This is a genomic window from Enterobacter sp. CPE_E863 (assembly GCF_046521465.1).
Lineage (GTDB): Bacteria > Pseudomonadota > Gammaproteobacteria > Enterobacterales > Enterobacteriaceae > Enterobacter > Enterobacter adelaidei.
Map to the genome: position 1 here is coordinate 2,627,473 of NZ_JBKFZX010000001.1, position 22,885 is coordinate 2,650,357.

The following is a 22,885-nucleotide window of genomic DNA, read 5'->3' on the forward strand; positions in this document are numbered from 1 at the left end:
ATTTATTAACGGTGTTATCGGCACTGCCCACAGGAACTTTACATTTGAGAAAGGGAAAAGCGCGGGGTTAAAACGCCACGTCGACAATCAGCGTATCGGTGTAGGTTCCGGCGGGGGGCGTGGCCTGATTGGTCAGGACTTTCGCGGTGTAGTTGTAGGTGCGCAGTAAACCATCAGTACTGACCTGCGACGATACCGCGCTGGACCAGCGCTCGCTGCCGCTTCCCCCCCAGCGGTTACTGGTGGCTTCTTTATAGATGTCGTAGCTCATAAAGTTGCTACCATTCACCATACGCCGTACGTTGTTCAGCGCGTTGGCACCGTTATTGATGCCGATGGTATACGAACTTCCTTTGGTGCAGGTGACGGCAATCGCCTGTGAGACGGTGGGGAAACTTTGTACCAGCGGCGCGCTATTGAAGCTCACGTCTGGCGTGGTCATCGCGCTGCAGTCATTGGTGACGGTCATATCTAACAGGATGGTGGTTGTCGAGGTTCCCGTCTGATTGATTGTGCAAATGCCGAGCGCGCCCACGGAGCACACGCTGTAGTTAATGCTGAAGGTTAACTGCACCTGATATGGCCCGGCAGTGACGTTTTGCCCGGCGACGGTGCGAAAATAGAGCGGAATGTTGTACTGCTTTGACCCCAGCAGCCCCAGCAAGGTATTCCCACTCCAGGTATACGATTTACTTATCTGTACCTCGCTGCTGCTTGCGCACCCCGATAGACCGCACAATCGCGTGGGGATCACGTCCGTAATGGTCGCATTATCCGTCCGTTTCATGGTGGCCCGACTGCTGCCCGAGACCGATGCCGAGCTATAGGTCAGCGTCACGGAGTCGCTGGTCAACAGATTCAGTATGGCATCGCACGCCACCACCAGCGTGCCCGTGGTTTCGACCTCTCCGCTTCCGCTGAGTGCGAACGAGGTAACGCTACCAAACGACGCATTGACCGTGCTGATGTTACACGCCGCCCAGCCGCTGCCAGAGAACAGCAACAACATCAACAGCAGCAAGCGTTTCACTGTCCCTCCCGACAAACCAGAGGACCGTAGGTTTGCAGTTTGTGTTGCGGATTGGCACTCACCGTCAGCGTGACCGAGCAGTGCTTTCCGTCAGGGGTGATAACGTCGAGCGGGTTCACATCACTGAGATTTTCCAGCCAGGCGATACCGTCATACCCTACCACCGCATTGCTACGCGATGCGCGTCGGACCTGGCTTCCCACCGGAATAGCCTGTCCCTGCGCATCATGCAGAATAACGCTCGCCACCCGCTCCTGTTCCATCGGGAAATCGACCAGGTAGCCGCTATGGCGGCGGATCGCAATCCGGTGTTCGGTCTCTTTCAGCCGAGTATCCGCAGGCAAATTCAGCGTATCAATCCGGTAACTGGCCGGATAATACGCCGACACCCCGCTCACCAGCAGATAACCGTTGTTATTGGTTTTACCGACGGGCTGGTTCTCGTAGCTGACCGGGACGTCCGGGTGACCATCGGTACTGATGACCACAAAGGCATCGTTGATCTTGTTGGCCGCAAACAGCTCGCCGTCCATCAGAACAATCGCCCCCATCGCCTCGCCCCACCAGGTCATGTTGTCCTTTTCACCATAACCGCCTCCCTGTAGCTCAATGTTGTTATTGCGCCAGCCCAGCGTTCCCTGCTGATAGTCACTGGCTTTCGACTGGTTAGCCCATGCCATGTTCCAGCTAAACCCGCCGTCGGAAGGCATCGAGTGGTTATAGTTGATGCGCTGCGTGCTGCCCGCATCCGGGGTGTTTTCGAAAGTGACGGCGGCGCTGTCACGCGCCCCCAGCGGCACCTGCAGCGACAACGCCACCGTCCAGTCTCCCCGCTGCTGGTCCCGGCTTGCCGCCAGATAAATACTGCTCGCACCCCACAGATTACGGCTCCAGGAGAGATTCAGCAGCTCGGTTTTTTGACTGTCGAAGCTCTCTACGCCGATCCAGGCGGCGCCAATATTGCCGTACTGCCCCAGATTAAAGGTGAGAGAATACTGATCCGTATTGCGACTAAAACTGGCGATGGGTTTGTCATTTTCGTCATAGACCGTCGGCTGGTCGTAGAGAGCCAGATTGCCAAAGCCGCGATCGCGCCGCGTGTGCTGGGTTGCCACGCTAAACTCGCTGGTGCTGTACTGGTAACCCCAGTTGATTTGCCCGCCTGCATCACCGCGCATGCGGCTTTGCGAGTAAGAGGTATTCACCACGCCAAACTGTCCGAGTTTAACCACAGTGCCAGCGCCCCCCAACGCCAGCTCTTGTGCCCCTTCCGCATGCCCCTCCAGCGTGAGCCAGTCCGTCAAACCATAACGATATGAGCCGCTGCCTGCCGCAGGGCCGTAGTCAAAATTCCTGATGCCATAATTACGCCGCAGGCTTCCCAGCGTCACGGCCCCGCCGCTCAGGCCTTGTTTTAACAAATCACTGGTGACATAAAACGGTAGCGTGGTACTTACCTGACGACCCAATGCATCGGTGGTGACCAGCACCGCATCCCCAGCACCGTTGATATAGGGCAGATTAGTCAGCGTAAATGGCCCCGGCTGGAGCTGAGTTGAGCCGGACCGATAGCCATTAATAAAGAGATCAACCGAGGTGGGTACCGCGGCTTCTCCCGAAAATTCGGGTAGCGGCCATGTGACCAGGTCCGGACGCAGGGAGAAATCCCGTCCGTAACTTATCCCGCCCATACGTACGCTGGTACTCCAGCTCAGGGCGTCGCTGATCACATCCCCGGCACTCCAGGAAATCGCCTCATCCTCATTTGTGAATAGCAGAGTGGTGTCATAGCGGACATATCCTTCCTGCTGACCATTATCCCCGGTGAAATTTTCCCGGGCGTAGCCGGTAGAGGAAAACGAGCCGTTCTCGTTAAAGTAGCGGAATTCGTGCCAGAGCGACGCCTGACCACCAAGATGTTCCGTGTGGTTGGTGTAGAGATCATAATTCAGCAATGCCCCGCGTCCAAAGTGCGGTTTGCTCTGCGCCGTTTGTGTGCTGAACGGCGTCACGCGGGTCGTGACCCAGTCGCGGGGAACGGTCAGCAATAACCGTTGCGCAGCGCTGTCATACTCCACCCTAACCTGAGAAAGCGAAGAGAGATTAACGTCCCCGGTTGGTACATGCTCAGGGGGAAGCCCTGCGCGTAACAAATCTGCGCTGGAGATATAGAAAGCGCCTTTACGTTGCGTCACAGGCACCACCAGACCGGTATCGTAGTGGTTCAGCACGAGGGCGAGCTGGAAGACCGCCTCATCATTGATCGCCTGAGCCTGGGGGGGCGGCGGTAAACTGTCGTCGCCGGTTTCAGCCCAGGAAGTGGTACTGACGCAAAGCAGTATCATCATCGCCGGTTTTAGTTGACGGGCGTCGACTGCCATTGTGCGTCCCTGGCATTAATTTGCGCACTCATCCGGTCTGGCTGGCGAACCCCGGCGGGTATTGGCCAACTGCGGGTGCTGCCGGGGAGAACGTAACCCAGTAGTCCATCCGCTACCGTGTGTTTCCGACCTCCCTGCTCCAGCGCCACCTGGCTCAGCCTGACATGGACATCACCCCGATTTCTGACCTCCAGCGCCGGCTGCCCCTCCGCGCGCGTCACCCGCCAGCTCAGGTTTTGGGTTTCCGCCAGCGCGTGATGCGCGCCTTCTTTGATGGTCGGGATCCCCTGTCCATACACAAACAAAGGGATGGAGTAACGCATCTGCAATTTGAGGCCGATGGCAGGTTCGGCTTTTGTATCAGGCTGAGGGATTTCATCTACGATAATGCGGTAAGCCTGTTCGACACCAGCGGGAACAGAAGCCTGTTTGATAAGGCGAATAAGCTGCTTGCTGCCAGTACCAATCGTGACGATGGGCGGGCTGGCGACCACGTCCTGCTGAGAGGTATAACGCTCGTGTCCGTCCTCCTGCTTCCAGCGCACGATGCGGACCTGCATCGTCGTGGCGCTGTTTCCCTGATTCTGGATCCACAGTTCCGTGGCGTTGGCGTCTGCAGCAAGCCACGGATCGATCGGCCAGAGCAGAATAGTCGCCGCCGCCTGCACCTGGCCGGTTACCGCAGCCATACCCAACGCACCCGCCAGACATATCGGTCTGAAAAATGGCTTCATCAACACTCTCCCTTTATTACCATGACAAGGTCACGGTGAGTTGATCGGAATAGGTTCCTGCCGGGCTAAATCCGGTCAGTAGCGCCACGCCAAAAAGCGGCAGCGCGATGTTATTGCTGTTGGTATACGTCACCGGTATTGCCTGGTTTACGCCAATTTCGCTGTTCGCGGCCAGCGAGCTGCTGCTGTAGAGCCGGTACGGCACCAGTTCTGTTGCACCGGACCGCTTCATTCGACGCACGGATGAATAATTTTGACCACCATTAATGCTCATGCTCAGCGCCACGCCCGGCGTACAGGCGATAGACAACGCCCCGTTTGGCACAAAGCTGGTGCTGACCGGCGCGCTCTCGACGCCGTTATGGGTGCCAAAATCCAGCATACCGAGAAGCCCTCCGCTGCCGGTGGCCACCGCGCATCCCGGTACTATCGTCGCGCTGACCTTAAAGGACTGTGATGTCACCGCGTCCGCAGAGGGCATCACGAGCAATCCGACAATCAGCGCGAAAAAAGGCTGCACGCGTCCCTCTGCGCGTTTGCGCAGACCTGTGAGAGTTGCCTTCATGGCGGTTCGGGACTAATAGGTGACGCTGACGTTAATCGTGTCGGTGTAGGTTCCCGGGACGACCGTCACGCTGTTACCACCGCCGGTAATACGCCCGTAGAGGGTGTAGCTATCCACGCCTCCGGCCGTAGAGGCGATCGGCAACGCGGCGTTATTGGCAATCACGGTGTTAAACCCGCTGTCGCTGTACAGGCTATAAGCCACGCCCTGTGCCGCGTTGGCTGTATTAACCAGATAGCGTTCAGGCGTACCCGGCGAACCGACAACGGAGCCGGGCGCGGTGGAGTGGGTATTACCGGTGATCGCGACCGTATAGCTTGCGGTCGTACATTGAATGGTGAAGGTGTTTCCGCCGCTGGCGCCGCTCAACTGCGTCGTAAGAGTGGAAAAGGTAGCCGGATGGGTACCGAAATCGAGCGTACCGAAGTTAATGCCACTTTGCGCGGGCGATCCGTTTATCAAACAACCGTTTGTCAGCGTCAGCGTCGCGCCGATGGTGCCGCTGCTGGTAACGGCCAGCGCCTGATGGGCCGTTGTTGCAGTCAGTAAGCTGCCTGCGCAGATCAACAGGAGTTTTCTTTTCATTTACACCCTCCAGAAGACGTCTCCGTTCCCTTGCCGCATTTTATTTTTGTCGTTCAAGATGTTAGCCCCGCTTAAGGTTCCTTTGAGGGGGGTTATTGAGAATTTAGTTTATGGATATCGCTTCTACCACCTGCCCCATGACGCATAAGCCGAATGTCTTATTGACGAGGTATTTCTATAAATAACAGTCAGTTGAACTCTAAAAAACAGAGATTTTATTTTATCCACAGAGAATATATCCGCAATAATGTGATATTGATCACAATATATCGTCAGTGAATTAACAACAAAATTAATAAAACTTAAAAAGGAGTTGTATCCCCCTACACTTTGCGTCAATTTATGTGCCGAATAATTTCCCGCGTCGTAATAAAAAATTTATATGTATCGACTCGGGCTACATCTAAAGCGCATAGAGGGTCTTTTTTCGTGGCAAGTGCAAACAAACTCACACTCTTCATCGTGATTTTCATGCTGGCGGGTATTCTTTCAGGGGCAGCAATTCATGAGTACGCATCTGCGGATGCTATTAAAGCCTGGTCGGATAATATTACCCTTCTGACCGATATCTTCCTTCGCCTGATCAAAATGGTGATTGCACCTTTGGTCTTCAGCACGTTAACCGTCGGCATCATGAAACTGGGTGAAACCTCCACCATTGGCCGCGTTGGCGGCAAAGCGATGGTGTGGTTTATCAGCTCATCCGTGCTGTCTATTCTGGTGGGGCTGTTTATCGTCACGCTCGAGCATCCGGGAAGCGGTCTGAACCTGACGATCCCAACCGAGGCCGTCGATACCGGTCTGGCCGTTGGGGGCATGACGCTGAAAGCCTTCCTGTCTCACACCATTCCAACCAGTATCGCAGGGGCGATGTCGAACAATGAGATCCTGCAGATTGTGGTGTTCTCGATGTTCTTCGGCATCGGCGGCGCGTCGCTGGGACAGAAATTCAACGCGCCACTGGTTGCCGCGCTGGATGTGGTTTCCCATATCATGCTGAAGGTGACGGGTTACGTGATGTACGTTGCGCCACTGGCCATTTTCGCGGCGATTTCATCCGTTATTGCCACTCAGGGTCTGGGCATTCTGTTGAACTACGCCTCCTTTATTGGTGGCTACTATGTTGCCATTCTTCTCACCTGCATGGTGCTGCTGGCCGTGGGTTACATGGTGCTGAAAAAAGAGGTGTTTCGCTTGGTCAGTATGCTGAAAGACCCGGTACTGGTAGCGTTTACCACCAGCAGCTCTGAAGCGGCCTATCCAAAAACGCTGGAACAGCTGGAGCGTTTTGGCTGCTCGCGCAACATTGCCTCTTTCGTTCTGCCGATTGGCTACTCCTTCAACCTGGTGGGTTCGATGGTGTACTGCTCTTTCGCCTCGATGTTTATCGCCCAGGCGTACAACATTCACCTGAGCTTCTCTGAAGTGACGGTATTGATGCTGACCCTGATGCTCGCCTCAAAAGGCATTGCAGGCGTACCACGTTCATCGCTGGTCGTTCTGGCGGCGACTATTCCAAGCTTCAATATTCCGGTGGCCGGTATTCTGCTGCTGATGGGAATTGATCACTTCCTGGATATGGGACGTTCTGCGATTAACGTTCTGGGGAATGGTATCGCGACCGCGATGCTGTCGCAGAATGAAGGTGCGCGGGAAGCGGAAGCTGAGCTGGTGGAGCAGGAAGCATAAGGGTATGAAAAAGCCGGGTGGCGGCTTCGCCTTACCCGGCCCACTAATGGCTCGAACACGTAGGCCGGGTAAGCGTCAGTGCTACCCGGCTTTGTTTTACGCTACATGACTCGCCGCGATATCCAGCAGTGCCATCTCATCGCTGTTCAGCAGCTTCTCAATATTCACCAGAATCAGCATACGCTCGCCGAGCGCGCCCAGACCGGTCAGGTATTCCGTCGACAATGTGACGGCAAATTCCGGTGCAGGACGGATTTGGTCAGAGGTCAGGGAAAGCACATCAGACACGCCATCCACCACGATGCCCACTACGCGCTGCCCCAGGTTCAGAACAATCACCACGGTGTTGTCGTTGTAGTCAACGTCGCCCTGGCTGAACTTCACGCGCAGGTCAACGATTGGCACAATCACACCACGCAGGTTGGTGACACCTTTAATAAAAGCAGGCGTGTTAACGATGCGGGTAACCTGGTCGTAACCACGGATTTCCTGCACTTTCAGAATGTCGATACCGTACTCTTCGTCACCTAAAGTGAAAACCAGGAATTCCTGCCCTGATGGCTCGCCCGCCAGTTTCGTTACATTACTCATACCGGTCATGTTATTACCTTCTACTTAATCAGGCGGCTGTGTACGCCACACGTTGTTCACGATTTAATCCCTGAAGCGCCGATACGTCGACGATCAGCGCCACGCTACCATCACCCAGAATGGTCGCGGCAGAAATACCTGGTACCTTGCGGTAGTTGCTTTCGAGGTTTTTCACCACCACCTGGTGCTGACCAATCAGCTGATCAACCAGCAGCGCGTAGCGACGGCCCGCACTTTGCAGGATCACAACGATACCCTGCGTGGCCTCTGTCTTCGCCCCGTCCACTTCAAACACTTTCCACAGTTCCACCAGCGGCAGATACTCACCGCGCACTTCGAGAACACGCTCGCCACCCGCCAGCGGATGCAGATCTTCCTCACGCGGCTGCAGCGATTCCATCACGGCGTTCAGCGGCAGAATAAAGACTTCGTCTGCCACTTTGACTGACATACCGTCCAGAATTGCCAGCGTCAGCGGCAGCAGGATGCGAATGGTGGTGCCAGAGCCCTGCTTAGACTGGATCTCAACGTGACCGCCCATCTCCTGGATGTTACGTTTCACCACGTCCATGCCCACACCGCGCCCGGACACGTCGGTCACTTGTTCCGCAGTCGAGAAGCCTGGCGCAAAGATCAACATGCCCACTTCTTCGTCGGTCATGTTTTCATTGACCGCCATCCCCTGCGAAATCGCTTTTGCCAGGATGCGTTCACGGTTAAGGCCCGCACCGTCATCGGTCACTTCGATGCAGATGTTCCCACCCTGGTGTTCCGCAGAGAGGATCAGGTTGCCGACCGGAGATTTCCCGGCGGCAATGCGGTTTTCCGGCAGTTCGATACCGTGGTCGAGGCTGTTACGCACCAGGTGTGTTAACGGGTCAATAATGCGCTCGATCAGGCTCTTATCCAGTTCGGTTGAGCTGCCCATCAGGGTCAGTTCAATCTGTTTATTCAGTTTGCTGGCAAGGTCGCGGACCAGACGCGGGAAGCGGCTGAAGACATATTCCATCGGCATCATTCGGATGGACATGACCGATTCCTGCAGATCGCGGGCATTACGCTGTAATTGCCCCATGCTGGTAATCAGATCGCCGTGCGTGACCGGGTCCAGTTCGTTTGAACGTTGTGCCAGCATTGACTGAGTGATGACCAGTTCGCCCACCAGGTTAATCAGCTGGTCAACCTTCTCAACGGCAACACGGATGCTGGTGGACTCACTGGAACGCGCAGCCGGTTTTTCACCACGGCCTGGCGCCGCAGCCTCTTTTGGCACGGCTTTCAGCGCCGGAGCCGCAGGCACAACGGCCGGTGCAGTAGTCTGAGCAACAACAGCGACCTCTTCTGCTGGCGTTTCGACAACGGCCGTTTCGGTTTCGAAGGCAATCTGGTCGGCTTCAATGACGAAGCACAACACCGCCACGATATCGTCCTGGCCAATGCCGTCATCAAGCGTCGCAGCAAGACTGTCTTTGCCTTTTACCACATTGCTTAATGTCGCCAGATTACCCAGCTCTTCTTCCAGAAGGTTAACTTCATTCTCTTTCAGGCGTGACAGCACAACGCGCAATTTGCCCGCTTGTGCTTCGGCAGGGGCAGACTCCTGGGCGGCAACGGCATCGACAACGCTCAGTTTTGCGGCCGGAACAACGGCTGCGGCAACCTCACCTTTTGCTTCCAGCGCGAGCTGGCGCAGCGCATTGCAGATGTATTCAAAGCTGGCGGCATCAGGCTCTGCCGAGCTTTTATAGGCGTCGAGCTGTTCCTGCATAATATCTTTGGTTTCCAAAAACAGGTTGATAATATCGGTATTGAGCTGCATCTCACCGCGTCGTGCTTCATCAAGCAGGTTTTCCATCAGATGGGTCGTTTCCTGCAGGATGGTAAATCCAAACGTTCCGGCTCCGCCTTTAATGGAGTGCGCCGCACGGAAGATGGCATTAAGCTGCTCAGAGTCTGGTGCTTCAGGCACCAAATCGAGCAAGTGTTGCTCCATATCGGCCAACAACTCGTCGGCTTCATCAAAGAATGTCTGGTAAAAATCGCTAATATCCATGCTCACGCTATCACCTCGGATTGGCTGGTGGCGATGTTGGAACGGCAGCCGAAGGAACGGCCCCAGGCTGTTTTAAATCGTCCAGTGACTCATTCTGACTTTCGGCGTTTTCATGCAGGATGGCCTGCTCCGCCTGCTGGTTCAGCACTAAAAGACTGATACGACGGTTGATGGCGTCATCCGGCCCGCGGTCAGAGACACGCATGGTTGCTGCCATGCCGACCACGCGCAGTACCTTGCCATCATCAAGCCCACCGGCCACCAGCTCGCGACGCGAGGCGTTGGCACGATCGGCAGAAAGCTCCCAGTTGCTGTATCCCTTCTCCCCACTGGCGTACGGGAAACCGTCCGTGTGTCCTGACAGGCTGATTCGGTTAGGAATGCCGTTCAGCACCGGCGCAATAGCACGCAAAATATCGCGCATGTACGGCTCAACTTCCGCACTCCCGGTCTTAAACATTGGGCGGTTCTGGCTATCAATAATCTGGATACGTAACCCTTCCTGTACCAGATCGATTTTCAGATGCGGACGCAGCGCGCGCAGTTTTGGATCTGCTTCAATCAGCTGATCGAGATCGCCACGCAGTTTCTTCAGACGCGCCTGCTCCATCTTTCTTTTCAGCTCGTCGATGTTCGGCTCTTTTTTCACCTCACCCTTCTGCTGGGTGTAATCATCGCCACCGCCCGGGATTGGGCTGTCGCTGTTAGAGATGCGCGGCCCACCGGCCACCGCCGTCGCCAGCGGCGTTCGGAAATATTCCGCAATCTGGATCAGTTCTTTCGGGCTGGAGATGGAGATCAGCCACATCACCAGAAAGAACGCCATCATTGCAGTCATAAAATCGGCGTACGCAATTTTCCACGAGCCGTGTGCGCCATGCCCGCCGCCCTTATGCTTGCGTTTTTTTACGATGACGATCGGATGGGACTGGTTTTTCATGCGTCCTCAGTTGTCGTCTGTTGGTTTGGGTTTTTCACCGCACGCACGTGTTCTTCAAGTTCGATAAACGACGGACGCTCGCTGGAGTAAAGCGTTTTACGGCCAAACTCAACCGCGATCGGTGGCGCATAACCGTTGAGGTTAGAGAGCAGCGTGATCTTCACGCACTGCATCATTTTAGTCGTTTCCGCGCTCTTCTGGCGCAGAACGCTTGCCAGCGGAGAGATGAAGCCATACGCCAGCAAAATACCGAGGAAGGTGCCCACCATAGCATGGGCGATCAGTGCGCCCAGCTCAGCGGCAGGACGATCCGCCGAGGCCAGGGCGTGAACAACCCCCATGACAGCGGCAACGATACCGAACGCAGGAAGGGAATCGCCCACCAGCGCCAGGCTGTTGGCCGGCACTTCGGATTCACTTTCGTGGGTTTCGATCTCTTCGTCCATCAGCGCTTCAATTTCGAAGGTGTTCATATTGCCGCTGATGATGAGTCGCAGGTAGTCGACGATGAAATCCAGCATCATGGCGTCGGCAAGAATGCGCGGATAGCTGGCAAAAATTTCACTCTCTTTCGGGTTTTCGATATCGCGTTCAAGAGAGAACATCCCCTGTTGACGTGACTTCGCCATCAGGCGATAGAGCAGCGCCAGCAGGTCCATATACATGCTTTTGGTGTATTTCGAGCGACGGAACAGCAATGGAATCGCTTTCAGCGTGCCCTTGATCGATTTACCGTTGTTACCAACGATAAAAGCCCCTACCCCTGCGCCGCCGATGATAATAAGTTCAGCCGGTTGATAGAGTGCTCCAAGGTGCCCGCCGGTCATCATGTAACCGCCGAAAACTGTACCGAGAACTACCAGGTAACCTAATAAGATAAGCACGACATCATCCTTCCGCTAGTGACTATGGCAAGGACGTTCAGTTCGCAGCGTTTACCGTTTGCGGGGTAAAAAAAAGCAGCGGTAATTGCTTACCGCTGCTGGAATCTTGCCCACACGTTCGGGTTAAACAGCTTGTTCGATCTGTTCATCCAGCAGTTGTGGAATAATATCGGCAGCATCCCGGGAAAGTTTACGTCTTTTTACTGCACGGGATGGAGGCTGACATAAACTACAGGCGAAGCTGCCTGCAGGCTGATGAGCATGGGTAATAAAATTGCCATCGCAGCAATTGCAGCGCGACAGTTCAAGCATTCCGCTTTCAACAAAACGCACCAGCGTCCATGCGCGGGTCAGCGCCAGCAGTGGACCATCTTCCTGCTGTGGGCATTGTTCAAGGTAAAGTTTGTACGCTTTGATCACAGCGTCAACGCCGCTACACAAACCGGTTTTGAGAAGATACTGCCAGGCGTTACAGAACATGGATGCGTGGATGTTCTGCTCCCACGTCATAAACCAGTCGGTAGAAAACGGCAGCATGCCTTTCGGCGGGGGACTACCACGTAACTCTTTGTACAGTTTGATGAGACGACCACGGCTCAACTGAGTCTCGCTTTCCAGCATTTGTAAACGAGCACCCAGTGTAATCAGCTCCATGGCCAACTGTATGTCACGCGCTTCCTGAACAATGCTTTTTTCGCTCATTGCTAGGCCCTTTTCTTACGGGCTGCGTCATCAGGCTGGCTGATTTCGTTAAGCAAGCGAGTGGAGAGAAGTATACCGGTATGGATCTGTTGAAGATCGTCAACACGGGATTCCTGCGTCAGACGCGTTATTGTCTGTGAATCATCGAAACGGAACTGACAAACCAGCTGATTCGTTTCGGCCAGTTTAACCATCTGAGGGAGGGTTAAACCCCCCAGCATGGTTGCCATTTCTTCGTTAATACCCAGACGAAACATCGCGGACGCCTTGTCCTGACTAATCAAACGCTGCGCGAGCAGTAAATACGACAAATTGATGTCATAGATATGTTTTAGCAACTCGGATGTATGCATTGTTCCCATCCCGAATAACCAACTATTATTTTTATGCGGAAAGACCGCACCCCGTGATGTCGCCGGGAAATCACCCGGTATAAAAAAGAAAAGGCCAAATGCATAGTTGAATTTAGGTTTGTATTCAGTTGATACACGCAAGAGAAGAAACGCCGTTGCGCCTCTTACATCTTTTATCATTTCTTACAAATAACTAAGATTTTTCCTAATTCGACGCAAACTCTACTCGTCAGATTTGATACATACAATGCAGCCTTCCTCAAATTTAAAAAAATGTGATCCACGTCACATAATTTAAGTGAATATCACCCATAAATCCATCAGCATGACTTGTAATTTGCTCAAAAAGCGAGCAATCAGTCCTGTTTTGTATTCTTAAATGCCGAATACTCATGCAGAAGGGTGAACATAACTGGCATTTAACGTGCTTTGCCTGTCATTCCCGGTGTCTGCAATCGTTCACATCCCGAGAATGTCCTGGATACATTTTTCTTACCTCGAAAAAACATATACTTATGCGTAACGCTCAAAAAAAATGTTTCAGTATGTGATCATTCGAATTGTGTTTATAACGCGTTAAAATGATTTAATAGTGGAAGAGTAAAATTGTGTGATTTACGTTAAGTTGTTAATTTTTTTCATTTAGGCGTATTTTTCAGTTATTCTTCTTATAAGAATAATTAATGAATAATTATGATAAGCTTCACACTAATGTCGTATTCAACTCTTGCAGAACCAGGGGATTCGCGGTAAAGGTGGGTAGACGCAGTCTGTCAGACATCTAAGGAGTGCACCATGAGTTACTCCCATCTTCTTGTTTCTGTTGCTGTTTCACCCGAAAGCCATCAGCTTGTCGCCCGGGCAGTTTCCATTGCCAGGCCCCATAATGCCCGCATCAGCCTCATCACTCTCGCGGCCGAACCCGAAATGTATAACCAGCTGGCAGCCCCTATGCTTGAAGATATTCGGGAGGTACTTCAGGAAGAAACACAGCAATTTCTGCGGGAACTGGCTGAAAAGGCACAATATCCTGTTTATGAGACCGTTATTGCAACGGGAGAACTTAATGCACATATTCTTGACATGTGTCGTAAACAGAATATTGATTTAGTGATATGCGGGAACCACAACCATAGCTTTTTATCGCGCGCGGCATGTGCGGCGAAATCTATTGTTGCTTCAAGTCAGGTCGATGTGCTGTTAGTACCTCTTGGGGGAGATTAATCCCCCAGTAGAAAATCAGGCGAGTTTAGGAAATGTCGCGATCTTTTTTTGCAGATCACCATCCTTACTTTTCGGGGCGATATCACGTAAATCCTGAATAAAATTCGCCTGCCAGTGATTAATGTCGTTCTTACGGATCGTCTCCATCATTTCGGCATGCCGGGAAATGCGCTCTGTAAGCGGCATTGTCAGGGCGCGGTTCAGGGCGTTAGCCACATCATCCCGATCGTAAGGATTTACGATAAGCGCTGAAGTGAGTTCATTTGCCGCTCCGGCAAACTGTGAAAGTACCAGTACACCCGGGTCGGCAGGATCCTGGGCCGCCACATACTCTTTCGCCACCAGGTTCATCCCGTCACGCAGCGGCGTGACCAGGCCAACGTCTGCATAGCGGAACACTTTCATCAGGATTTTACGGTCAAAGTGTTGATTCAGATAAAAGAGCGGCGTCCAGCCCAGTTGGCCATAGCGGCCGTTAATGCGCCCCGCTTCTGTCTCCAGCTGATGCCGAATGTCCTGGTAGGCCTGAACTTCGCCGCGCGACGTTGGTGCTATCTGCGTATAGCGAATTTTACCGTGGTGTTGAGGGTACTTATCCAACAGCGTTTCATATGCCAGAAAGCGTTCCGGTAACCCTTTGGAATAATCAAGTCGCTCTACCGAGAAGATATTTTTCACATGCTTAAGTTCATTCTTAAGCTGCGCCAGCTTTGATGGCAACGGCCCGGCGGCCTGCTCCGCAATCTCGTCGGGTTCAATCCCAATCGGATACACTTCGGTATGGAATGTTTTCCCCCATGCAGTATGCGTTTTTCCACCTTTGGTCACCAGGCGCGTTTTGCCTGACACAGAATCCAAAAACGCAAGGCGATCATTTTCAGTCTGGAAGCCCAACAAATCGTAATCACATAGCGCCTCCAGCAACGCTTCATGGGGTGGTAACGCGGTAAAAATCTCCGGTGTCGGGAACGGGATATGCAGGAAAAAACCAATCCGGTTATTTACGCCCCTTTCCCGCAATTCTCTGGCGAAGGGGAGCAGATGATAATCGTGGATCCATAAAATATCGTCTTCTTCGATTAAAGGCAGCAGTTTATCCGCCAGCAGCGCGTTGACTCGCGTGTAGCCTTCGAAGGATTCACGCTGGAATTTAACCAGGTCAAGACGGTAGTGAAATGCAGGCCACAGAACGGCATTCGAGAACTGCGAGTAATACTCGTCATAGTCTTTCTCTTTTAACGCGAACGATGCCCACGTAATATTTCCGCGCGTCACTTTTTTGAGCGGTTTTTCGTCTTCACTGATTTCACCACTCCAGCCAAACCACAGCCCGCCAGCAGCTTTTAAGGCACCTAACACCCCTACCGCCAGGCCACCCGCGCTGACTTTTTTATCATCAGGCGGCGCGATTCGGTTAGAGACGACGACTAAGCGACCCATAATGGTTTCCCCCTTGGTTTTGCGCTATTTGTTGTTGTTGCTGGTTAGCGATGTCAGATATCCACTGCCAGACACTGGCGACATCCACCAGCCGCCATTGGGCAACAGTGTCGCCGGGCCCAACCTTAACGGAGATCCCTCGGGCCTGATTCACCACGCGGAACCCTGCTTCGTCGGTCAGGTCATCCCCAAAGAAAACGGGCGTCCGGCCCTTAAAAGGTTCCTCCGCCATAAACGCGGTGATGGCCGCGCCTTTATTGATCCCTTGCGGTTTTAGCTCCACCACGCATTTACCCGGCTGTAACGCCAGTTGCGGGTGCGCATTCGCAATTTCTCTGGCAAGGGCAAGCACGCGCTCTTCATATTGTGGCGCCTGACGATAATGCAGAGCAAAGGCCATGCCTTTAGCTTCCAGTTCTGTGCCCGGCAGTTCTGCCAGCGCAGCAGAAAGTTTCTCCTGAAGACGTTGTGTGAGTGCATCGGGAAGTGAAACGATATGCGTTTGATCATGGATGTCGCGGCGCTCCGCTCCGTGTACACCGGCCAGCGGAAAGTGGTAAGGACTGGCGAGCATATCCAGCTCGGCCATTGAGCGCCCTGATATCAATGCCAGTGCTCCCTCATTCATAAGCGAGAGCTGATGCAAATCCTGTAATACCGCATCCGGAATAGCCACCTGATCAGGGTGCGGTTTTATCCCGGCGAGCGTGCCGTCGAGATCAAAAAAGAAAGCATAGTGTCCGGACAGTACAGGCGGTGCGGTTAACAAGTCAGCCACCCTTTTCCTCCTTACGGTTTGCGAGAGGTAAACGCCTTTACCTCTTTCATAGCCATGTAAGTATAGACAGTGTGACGTGGCTCGCCATTTGACAACCGCCCCGCCAGTTTTACTGGCGAGGCGGTTAAGGGGTCAACTAAGGTTATAAGTTGAGCAATAAAAGACGGGAAAAAGCGTTATACGGTACGCTTCGCTTTTTGCTTGTAACGGTCGAAAATCACCGCAGCCAGCAGGATCAGGCCACGAACCACGTACTGAGAGAACGGGGAAATATTCAGCAGGTTCATGGCGTTCTCTACCGTCCCTAAGATCAGGATACCGGCCACCACATATGAGATTTTTCCGATGCCGCCCTTCAGGGAAACGCCCCCTAAAACGCAGGCCGAAATGACGATCAGCTCGTAACCGATAGAGGTCATGGGTTGGCCGCTGGTCATGCGTGATGCCAGAATAATGCCCGCGGCGGCAGAAACCAGCCCCGAGAGCACAAAGATAATAATCTTGGTTCGCACGACCGGCACCCCAGCCAGACGCGCCGCTTCTTCATTGCCACCAATCGCCAGCGTATTACGGCCAAAGGTGGTCCGGTTAAGCAGGAAGCCGAACAGGATCAGGCAGGCTACGGTCAGCCAGATAGGCGCAGGCAGACCGAGCCAGTTGGCGTAACCCAGCGTAAAGAAGCGCTCGTCTTCAATCCCCACCGCTTTACCGTCGGAAATAATATAGGCCAGGCCTCGGACAATTTGCATTGTGGCAAGCGTGGTGATCAGGGCATTTATCTTCAGACGCGCAATGACAAAACCGTTGACCAGACCGCTGATGACGCCCAGTAACAGACCGGCCAGGACGCCGATCCACAGGCTTTCAGTCATGTTGATCACCACTGCCGTGGTCACACCCGCGCAGGCAATAACGGACGCCACCGACAGGTCAAAATCGCCGGAGGCCAGGCAGAAGAGCATGCCGCAGGCCACCATCCCTGACATGGAAATGGCCAACCCCAGCCCTTTCATATTAATGAAAGTGGCAAAATTAGGAACAAAGATCGCACAGGCGAGGAACAGCGCGGCAAAGACCACCAGCATGCCGTACTGATCCCAGATGCGTCCAAAACTGAAAGCCGACTTCGGCACTCCGGATGTAGTAACAGAGGACATCATTAACTCCTTACTCAGGCGACAGCCTGGCTGACTTTAGGCATGGCGAGGTTCAACGCCTGTTGTTCATTCGCCTGTTCATGAAGTAATTCACTGGCAATTTCACCTTCACGCATCACGACAATGCGGTCGGCTACGCCAAGCACCTCCGGCAGATCGCTGGAGGCGAAGAGCACCGCCACGCCGCGTTTTGCCAGTTCATAGATCACGTTATAAATTTCGTGTTTTGCCCCCACATCAATACCGCGCGTTGGCTCATCTAATAAAATGACCTTCATATCTTCCGACAGCCAGCGGCCTAAAATAGCCTTCTGCTGGTTTCCGCCGGAGAGATTCATGATCAGCTGTTCCGGGCCAGGCGTTTTGATATTCAGCGAACGAATATGGTGGTCGGCATTGCTCGACTCCCAGCTATCGTTAATCAGGCAACCGGCGCGGATAAACTTACGGCGGGCGGAAATATTGATGTTATCGCGCACCGAATGAACCGGAATAATCCCCTCCGCTTTACGGTCTTCCGGGCAGAGCATCATCCCCGCCCTGATCGCGTGGGCCGGTTTCTGAATATCTACCCGCTTGCCGTCAATGGAAACCTGACCTTCGGTAATCCGGGTACCGCCGAATAACCCTTTCATCAACTCGCTGCGCCCCGCCCCCACCAGGCCAAACAGTCCGACGATTTCACCGCTGCGTACTGACAAGGAGATTGGCGTACGCACGCCTGGCGCTTTTACGCTATCCAGACGCAGGCGTTCAGGGCCATACTCGCGCGGCTGCCAGTGATAAATGTCACCCAACTCGCGGCCAACCATCGCCTGAACAAGCTGGTCATGGTTAACCTGCTTCATGTCGGTAAAGGTGCGTACATAGCGTCCGTCTTTAAAGACGGTAATGGCATCACTCAGGGCGAATATCTCTTCCATACGGTGCGAAACGTACAAAATGGTGCGGCCTTCCTGACGCAATTCACGGATCACACGGAACAAATTTTCGATTTCACGCGCGGAGAGAGAACTGGTGGGTTCATCGAAGGCTATGATTCGGGCGTTACGCGCCAGCGCCTTAGCAATTTCAACCATCTGCCACTGACCAATAGAGAGATATTTCAGTGGCGTCTGAGGATCAACGTCCAGGCCAAGATGTTTAAGCTGCAGCCCCGCTTCATAATTAAGTAGCGAACGATTCACCACGCCGCTTGTATGCGGAAGCTGTCCTAAATAGATGTTTTCTGCCACGGTCATCTCAGGGATGAGGTGCAGTTCCTGATAAATAATGGCTACCCCGGCGTTGAGCGCCGCCGTGGTATCGGCAAACGCCACCTCGTCTCCGCGAATAGCCAGCGTGCCGGTCGTCGGCGTGTAGTTACCGCTGAGGATTTTCAACAGCGTGGATTTTCCCGCGCCGTTTTCGCCCATCAGGGCGTGAACCTGGCCGGCATAGCAGTCGAAACTGATATCGGTCAGCGCATTAACACCGGGGAAAGTTTTACCAATGCCGCGAAAAGAGAGATACGGCTCAGACTGTTGCATAACGTCTCCGTGATTCCAGTAGTGTGTACATCTGGCCCCTCACAGGAATGAGGGGCACAATCACAGCGAATTACTTACCGCCCAATCCTTTTTTCGCCAGTTCCTCTTTGAAGTTATCGCGGGTGATCAGCACCACGTCAGTCACTTCGGTAAATTTCGGCGGTTCAGCCCCTTTGGTTACCCAGTTGTAGAGCATCTCGCTGGATTTGTAGCCGTGAACGTCCGGGCTTGGCAGCAGAGAGCCATAGAAGCCAGTGGCCTGCGCTTTGGACAGCTCGCTGACTGCGTCAACGCCGTTGATGCCGATCCCGATCACGTCAGGCGCTTTGAAGCCCTGGCCTTCCGTCGCGCGTACTCCGCCCAGCACGGTATTGTCGTTCATCCCGACCACCAGCCAGTGTTTCACCTCCGGATGCTGAACCAGCATGGAGTTCGCGGCGTCGAAAGCACCCGGGATATCGTTGGATTTGGTGGGGACTTTGTAGATCTGTTTTTCCGGGAAGCCGGCTGCTTTCAGCGCGTCCATGGAACCGGAAGTACGGCGGCGAGCCGTGTCCAGTTCGTCCGCAGTAATGGCCATCACAGCGGTTTCTTTCACATCCCAGCCACGTTTTTGCATCTCTTTATAAAGTTCCTGGCCCTGACGTTCACCGATTTTGGTCGCCGCCATCATCACCAGAGGGACGCTGTCCATCGGTTTGCCTTTGGCGTTAACGAACTGATCGTCAACCGCAATGACCTTCATGTCGTAACCACGCGCTTTCGCCGCGATTGCCGATCCCAGTTTTGGATCGGGTGTGCAGATAACGAAACCTTTCGCACCGCTGGCCGCCAGGCTGTCGATGGCATTCAGGGTTTTTTCACCGTCAGGCACGGCGATTTTAATCACTTCAAAACCTAAATCTTTTCCGGCTTTATCTGCGAATTTCCACTCAGTCTGGAACCAGGGTTCTTCGGGCTGTTTTACCAAAAAACCGAGTTTTAAATTCTCAGCGATAGCGGATTGTGACATAACGGCAGCCAGACCGATGGCCGCCAGCGCTTTAGTAAATTTGTGCATGGTAAACTCCAGCTTTAGCATTCTTTTCTGTAGGGAATATGTGCGTGCTTCTAATTTAATCGGACTTAAAACAAGGCATTAGCGCTTACCTCGTCATAAGCGTTATTGCTGGTGATAGTTTTAGCGGGAAATTAATCATCCATAAGAGAGCCCCATCACACCGCAGAATTACAGTAATTGCGTACATAAATTCAGCGAAAAATGACATAAAAAAGGCAGGATTTGTCAGACAAATGAAAGAGGGTTAAGCAGAATTATCCATAAGATTAGCTAAGAAATCCCTGACACCGTCCGCTGGGAAAAATGGCAACCAACGAAAAAAAAGATCAAACTGCGTTTCATCACAAATGCACGGGAACCACATCAGACTGTTATTCTGCAGAAATTGATTTAGCGCAATTTTTCCCGCGTATCATATATTCGCAATGAATAATCCGTATTTCATTTTTTCTCAGAGCATTATTCCGACTTAATATTTACGGAAGAACATTAGCATGCGACAAATTAAAATAATAATTAATTATCAATGACTTATACTATATTTGCTTTATGAAAATCCATTTGCAAATTTGTAGTATTTTAATTTTTGTAATGTATGGTAAAAATAAGGTGTTTAGGAGTTTTCTTACCCCGGAGACAAGGGTATGCTTATTTATATCGAACACAGGAAGTGAATTTTAGGTCGATTTTAGATACTGCGGAAATTGTATATCTGCGAGTTCTTCGTCAATGCCTGACGCTCAGGTTAAGCAGCGGACATCTCGTCCCACAGTCAATAAGGATATGAGTATGGCTACCCCAACGATGATGCAAAAACTAAATGCGCAGATGAACCTTGAGTTCTATGCGTCCAATCTGCACCTTCACTTAAGTGCGTGGTGTGCTGAGAACAGTCTTACGGGTTCAGCAACATTCTTCCGTACTCAGGCACAAAGTAACGTCACGCACATGATGCGCGTCTTTAACTTCATGAAGGCCGTTGGCGCCAATCCTGTTGTTAAAGCCCTTGATACCATTAACGATGACTACTCCTCCCTGGAAGAACTGTTCCAGAAAACGCTTGAAGAGTATGAGCAACGTTGCACCACTCTCAGTAAACTGGCCGATGAAGCCAAAGCGCAGCAAGACACTACCACCCTTAAATTCTTACGCGACATGGACAAAGAACAGCAGCAGGACGGCATGCTGCTGAAGATACTGGCGGATGAACTGCGCAATGCGCGACAGGCAGGGTTATGCCCGGAACAGACTGACCGTCACCTGCTCGACATTGTGACGGTGCAACATCACTGATCCCTTTTAACCTGCTCCCGTCCGGGCGCAGGTTTCCCTTCTCACCGCCAACCTTCTGCTTTTGCTGAAATTTAACAAATCAGATCTTGCTCCCAATGATTATCCACACAACATGTAATGATTTATTTAATTACATAATCATTGACGAGGGAGCATCATGATCACCATCGAGTTTGTTGTCATTCTCCTCTGCCTGCTGACAGGTACACGTTTCGGCGGTATGGGGCTGGGGTTAATAAGCGGTATTGGGCTTTTTATTTTGTGTTTTGTTTTTGGGCTGCAACCTGGCAAGCCCCCGGTTGACGTCATGTTGACCATCCTCGCGGTGATTGGTTGTGCTGCTACTCTGCAGACCGCAGGCGGTCTCAATGTCATGATGCAATTTGCAGAGCGCCTTCTGCGTAAACACCCGCAGCACATCACACTTCTCGCCCCCTTTACCACCTGGATGCTGACTTTTCTGTGTGGTACCGGACATGTGGTCTACACCATGTTCCCGATCATTGCAGATATCGCCCTGAAAAAAGGGATCCGCCCGGAACGTCCAATGGCGGTAGCATCCGTGGCCTCGCAGATGGCGATTACGGCATCACCGGTTTCCGTTGCCGTTGTATCGCTGGTGTCCATCCTGGGCGCTCAGCATGGAATTGGCCATGCGTGGGGCATCCTTGAAATACTTGCAGTGTCAGTTCCTGCTTCACTTTTCGGTGTAGCCATCGCTGCCCTGTGGAGTTTGCGGCGCGGGAAAGATCTGGCCGACGACATGGATTTTCAGGAGAAGCTTAAAGATCCAAAGCAGCGCGAGTTTATCTATGGCGGAACAGAGACGTTAATGAATCAACGTTTTCCAAAAAAAGCCTACTGGTCCACGTGGATTTTCTTTGCCGGTATTGCCGTAGTGGTGCTGCTGGGGGCATTCCCGGAATTACGCCCCGCCTTTGAGCTGAAAGGCAAAATGACGGCGCTGTCGATGAACCTTGTCATTCAGATGATGATGTTAATTGCAGGCGCCGTAATGCTGATGGCCTGCAAGGTCAATGCCTCTGCTATTTCTAACGGTGCGGTATTCAAAGCCGGAATGGTGGCGATCTTCTCGGTGTTCGGCGTGGCGTGGATGAGTGATACCTTTTTCCAGGCGCATCTTGACGAGTTAAAACTGGCGCTGGAAGGCGTTGTGAAAAGCCACCCGTGGACGTATGCCATTGTACTGTTTCTGGTGTCGAAGCTGGTGAACAGCCAGGCCGCAGCGCTGACGGCCGTTGCGCCCATGGGCCTGATGTTGGGTATTGAGCCGAAAATGCTGATCGCCTTTTTCCCGGCGTCATACGGGTATTTTGTCCTGCCGACCTATCCAAGTGATTTGGCCTGTATCGGTTTTGACCGTTCAGGCACGACCCGCATCGGCAAATTTATCATCAACCACAGCTTTATTCTGCCAGGGCTGATTGGTGTAAGTTGTGCGTGCGCGGCAAGCTACCTGCTGGTCCAGACGTTCTTCTGATGGCATTGAAGGGCGACAAATACTGTCGCCCATTTCCACTCTTCAGTGAGACTCACTCTGCGGCGTGAATCGCAGCTCAATCAGCGCAATGGCTTTTTGGATGGCACGAAGCGTAACCGGATCAGCCGCTGCCGGATGACTGGCGAAATCAATGTTTTTCAGCTGAGTTGACATCTTCTCGCGCACTTCAACCGGCGCAATAACGTCCAGGACATCAAGAATTTGTTTGATAACCAGCTGACAGGCGACAACGTCAGAGACCAGTTCCTGATCGGCACTCAGGTTTTGAGACATGGGGGCTTTCTCCTTATTTAAAGGCCGCCATAGTAGCAAAACGCAGGCTCTTTTATCTCCCCTTCGTCACGTACAGGTACAAAAAAACCGCCAATATTAAAT

General features: G+C 52.8%; 21 protein-coding genes. 4 read left to right on the forward strand and 17 right to left on the reverse strand.

Features of this window, described 5'->3' with window-relative positions; translation table 11 throughout:
• Positions 1–67: 67 nt before the first annotated feature.
• The 5 genes from ACLHV8_RS12960 to ACLHV8_RS12980 are packed head-to-tail and all read right to left on the reverse strand — an operon-like array spanning position 68 to position 5,295.
• Positions 68–1,030 (reverse strand): spore coat protein U domain-containing protein, encoded by a 963-nt coding sequence (locus ACLHV8_RS12960; RefSeq protein WP_049006620.1) that lies wholly within the window; start codon positions 1,028–1,030, stop codon positions 68–70.
• The gene (locus ACLHV8_RS12965) at positions 1,027–3,411 is read right to left on the reverse strand and encodes a fimbria/pilus outer membrane usher protein (protein WP_208594401.1); all 2,385 of its coding nucleotides are present in this window, start codon (positions 3,409–3,411) and stop codon (positions 1,027–1,029) included. Before ACLHV8_RS12965 ends, ACLHV8_RS12960 begins: the two co-directional genes overlap by 4 nt.
• Positions 3,387–4,145, reverse strand: coding sequence for a molecular chaperone (locus tag ACLHV8_RS12970; protein WP_208594400.1), 759 nt, complete (start codon positions 4,143–4,145; stop codon positions 3,387–3,389). The genes ACLHV8_RS12965 and ACLHV8_RS12970 overlap by 25 nt, the downstream gene beginning before the upstream one ends.
• A gap of 16 nt (positions 4,146–4,161) precedes the next feature.
• Positions 4,162–4,710 carry a spore coat U domain-containing protein gene (locus ACLHV8_RS12975; RefSeq protein ID WP_208594399.1) on the reverse strand — a complete coding sequence of 183 codons (549 nt, stop codon included), beginning with the start codon at positions 4,708–4,710 and terminating at the stop codon, positions 4,162–4,164.
• Positions 4,711–4,722: 12 nt separating this feature from the next.
• Entirely contained in the window at positions 4,723–5,295 is a 573-nt protein-coding gene (locus ACLHV8_RS12980) for a spore coat U domain-containing protein (protein ID WP_028018607.1), read from the reverse strand.
• A gap of 429 nt (positions 5,296–5,724) precedes the next feature.
• Between ACLHV8_RS12980 and ACLHV8_RS12985 the strand changes: the two genes are divergently transcribed.
• Positions 5,725–6,984 carry a dicarboxylate/amino acid:cation symporter gene (locus ACLHV8_RS12985; RefSeq protein ID WP_028018606.1) on the forward strand — a complete coding sequence of 420 codons (1,260 nt, stop codon included), beginning with the start codon at positions 5,725–5,727 and terminating at the stop codon, positions 6,982–6,984.
• Between the two features lie 96 nt (positions 6,985–7,080).
• Here ACLHV8_RS12985 and cheW read toward each other — a convergent pair whose 3' ends face one another.
• The 6 genes from cheW to flhD all read right to left on the reverse strand — a co-directional run bounded on the left by cheW (position 7,081) and on the right by flhD (position 12,507).
• A complete protein-coding gene (gene cheW, locus ACLHV8_RS12990; RefSeq protein WP_410376923.1) occupies positions 7,081–7,584 on the reverse strand; it encodes a chemotaxis protein CheW in 504 nt (167 codons plus the stop codon).
• A gap of 19 nt (positions 7,585–7,603) precedes the next feature.
• Positions 7,604–9,634 (reverse strand): chemotaxis protein CheA, encoded by a 2,031-nt coding sequence (cheA, locus tag ACLHV8_RS12995; protein WP_028018605.1) that lies wholly within the window; start codon positions 9,632–9,634, stop codon positions 7,604–7,606.
• A 4-nt stretch (positions 9,635–9,638) separates the two neighbouring features.
• Positions 9,639–10,568 carry a flagellar motor protein MotB gene (motB, locus tag ACLHV8_RS13000; RefSeq protein ID WP_208594398.1) on the reverse strand — a complete coding sequence of 310 codons (930 nt, stop codon included), beginning with the start codon at positions 10,566–10,568 and terminating at the stop codon, positions 9,639–9,641.
• The gene (gene motA / locus ACLHV8_RS13005; RefSeq protein WP_008500417.1) at positions 10,565–11,452 is read right to left on the reverse strand and encodes a flagellar motor stator protein MotA; all 888 of its coding nucleotides are present in this window, start codon (positions 11,450–11,452) and stop codon (positions 10,565–10,567) included. The genes motB and motA overlap by 4 nt, the downstream gene beginning before the upstream one ends.
• 123 nt (positions 11,453–11,575) lie before the next feature.
• Positions 11,576–12,154, reverse strand: coding sequence for a flagellar transcriptional regulator FlhC (flhC, locus tag ACLHV8_RS13010; RefSeq protein WP_010432486.1), 579 nt, complete (start codon positions 12,152–12,154; stop codon positions 11,576–11,578).
• Between the two features lie 2 nt (positions 12,155–12,156).
• Positions 12,157–12,507: a flagellar transcriptional regulator FlhD gene (gene flhD, locus ACLHV8_RS13015; protein WP_023312264.1), complete on the reverse strand. Its 351-nt coding sequence runs from the start codon at positions 12,505–12,507 to the stop codon at positions 12,157–12,159.
• A gap of 795 nt (positions 12,508–13,302) precedes the next feature.
• On the opposite strand from flhD, the gene uspC reads away from it, so the two are divergent.
• Entirely contained in the window at positions 13,303–13,731 is a 429-nt protein-coding gene (gene uspC / locus ACLHV8_RS13020) for a universal stress protein UspC (RefSeq protein ID WP_028018602.1), read from the forward strand.
• A 15-nt stretch (positions 13,732–13,746) separates the two neighbouring features.
• On the opposite strand, the gene otsA is transcribed toward uspC, so the two are convergent.
• The 5 genes from otsA to araF form a co-directional block, all read right to left on the reverse strand.
• Entirely contained in the window at positions 13,747–15,171 is a 1,425-nt protein-coding gene (gene otsA, locus ACLHV8_RS13025; RefSeq protein WP_028018601.1) for an alpha,alpha-trehalose-phosphate synthase, read from the reverse strand.
• Entirely contained in the window at positions 15,146–15,949 is an 804-nt protein-coding gene (gene otsB / locus ACLHV8_RS13030) for a trehalose-phosphatase (protein ID WP_208594397.1), read from the reverse strand. Before otsB ends, otsA begins: the two co-directional genes overlap by 26 nt.
• Positions 15,950–16,125: 176 nt before the next feature.
• Positions 16,126–17,106 (reverse strand): L-arabinose ABC transporter permease AraH, encoded by a 981-nt coding sequence (gene araH, locus ACLHV8_RS13035; RefSeq protein ID WP_032666953.1) that lies wholly within the window; start codon positions 17,104–17,106, stop codon positions 16,126–16,128.
• Positions 17,107–17,120: 14 nt separating this feature from the next.
• Positions 17,121–18,635, reverse strand: coding sequence for an L-arabinose ABC transporter ATP-binding protein AraG (gene araG / locus ACLHV8_RS13040; RefSeq protein WP_208594396.1), 1,515 nt, complete (start codon positions 18,633–18,635; stop codon positions 17,121–17,123).
• Between the two features lie 70 nt (positions 18,636–18,705).
• Positions 18,706–19,695 (reverse strand): arabinose ABC transporter substrate-binding protein AraF, encoded by a 990-nt coding sequence (gene araF / locus ACLHV8_RS13045; RefSeq protein WP_024909787.1) that lies wholly within the window; start codon positions 19,693–19,695, stop codon positions 18,706–18,708.
• A 789-nt stretch (positions 19,696–20,484) separates the two neighbouring features.
• Here araF and ACLHV8_RS13050 point away from each other — a divergent pair.
• Both ACLHV8_RS13050 and ACLHV8_RS13055 read left to right on the forward strand, forming a co-directional pair.
• Complete coding sequence (locus ACLHV8_RS13050; RefSeq protein WP_028018597.1) at positions 20,485–20,988, forward strand: non-heme ferritin-like protein; 504 nt, start codon at positions 20,485–20,487, stop codon at positions 20,986–20,988.
• Between the two features lie 157 nt (positions 20,989–21,145).
• Complete coding sequence (locus ACLHV8_RS13055) at positions 21,146–22,489, forward strand: anaerobic C4-dicarboxylate transporter (RefSeq protein WP_410376924.1); 1,344 nt, start codon at positions 21,146–21,148, stop codon at positions 22,487–22,489.
• A 42-nt stretch (positions 22,490–22,531) separates the two neighbouring features.
• Here ACLHV8_RS13055 and ACLHV8_RS13060 read toward each other — a convergent pair whose 3' ends face one another.
• The gene (locus ACLHV8_RS13060) at positions 22,532–22,783 is read right to left on the reverse strand and encodes a DUF2766 family protein (RefSeq protein ID WP_028018595.1); all 252 of its coding nucleotides are present in this window, start codon (positions 22,781–22,783) and stop codon (positions 22,532–22,534) included.
• Positions 22,784–22,885: the final 102 nt, after the last annotated feature.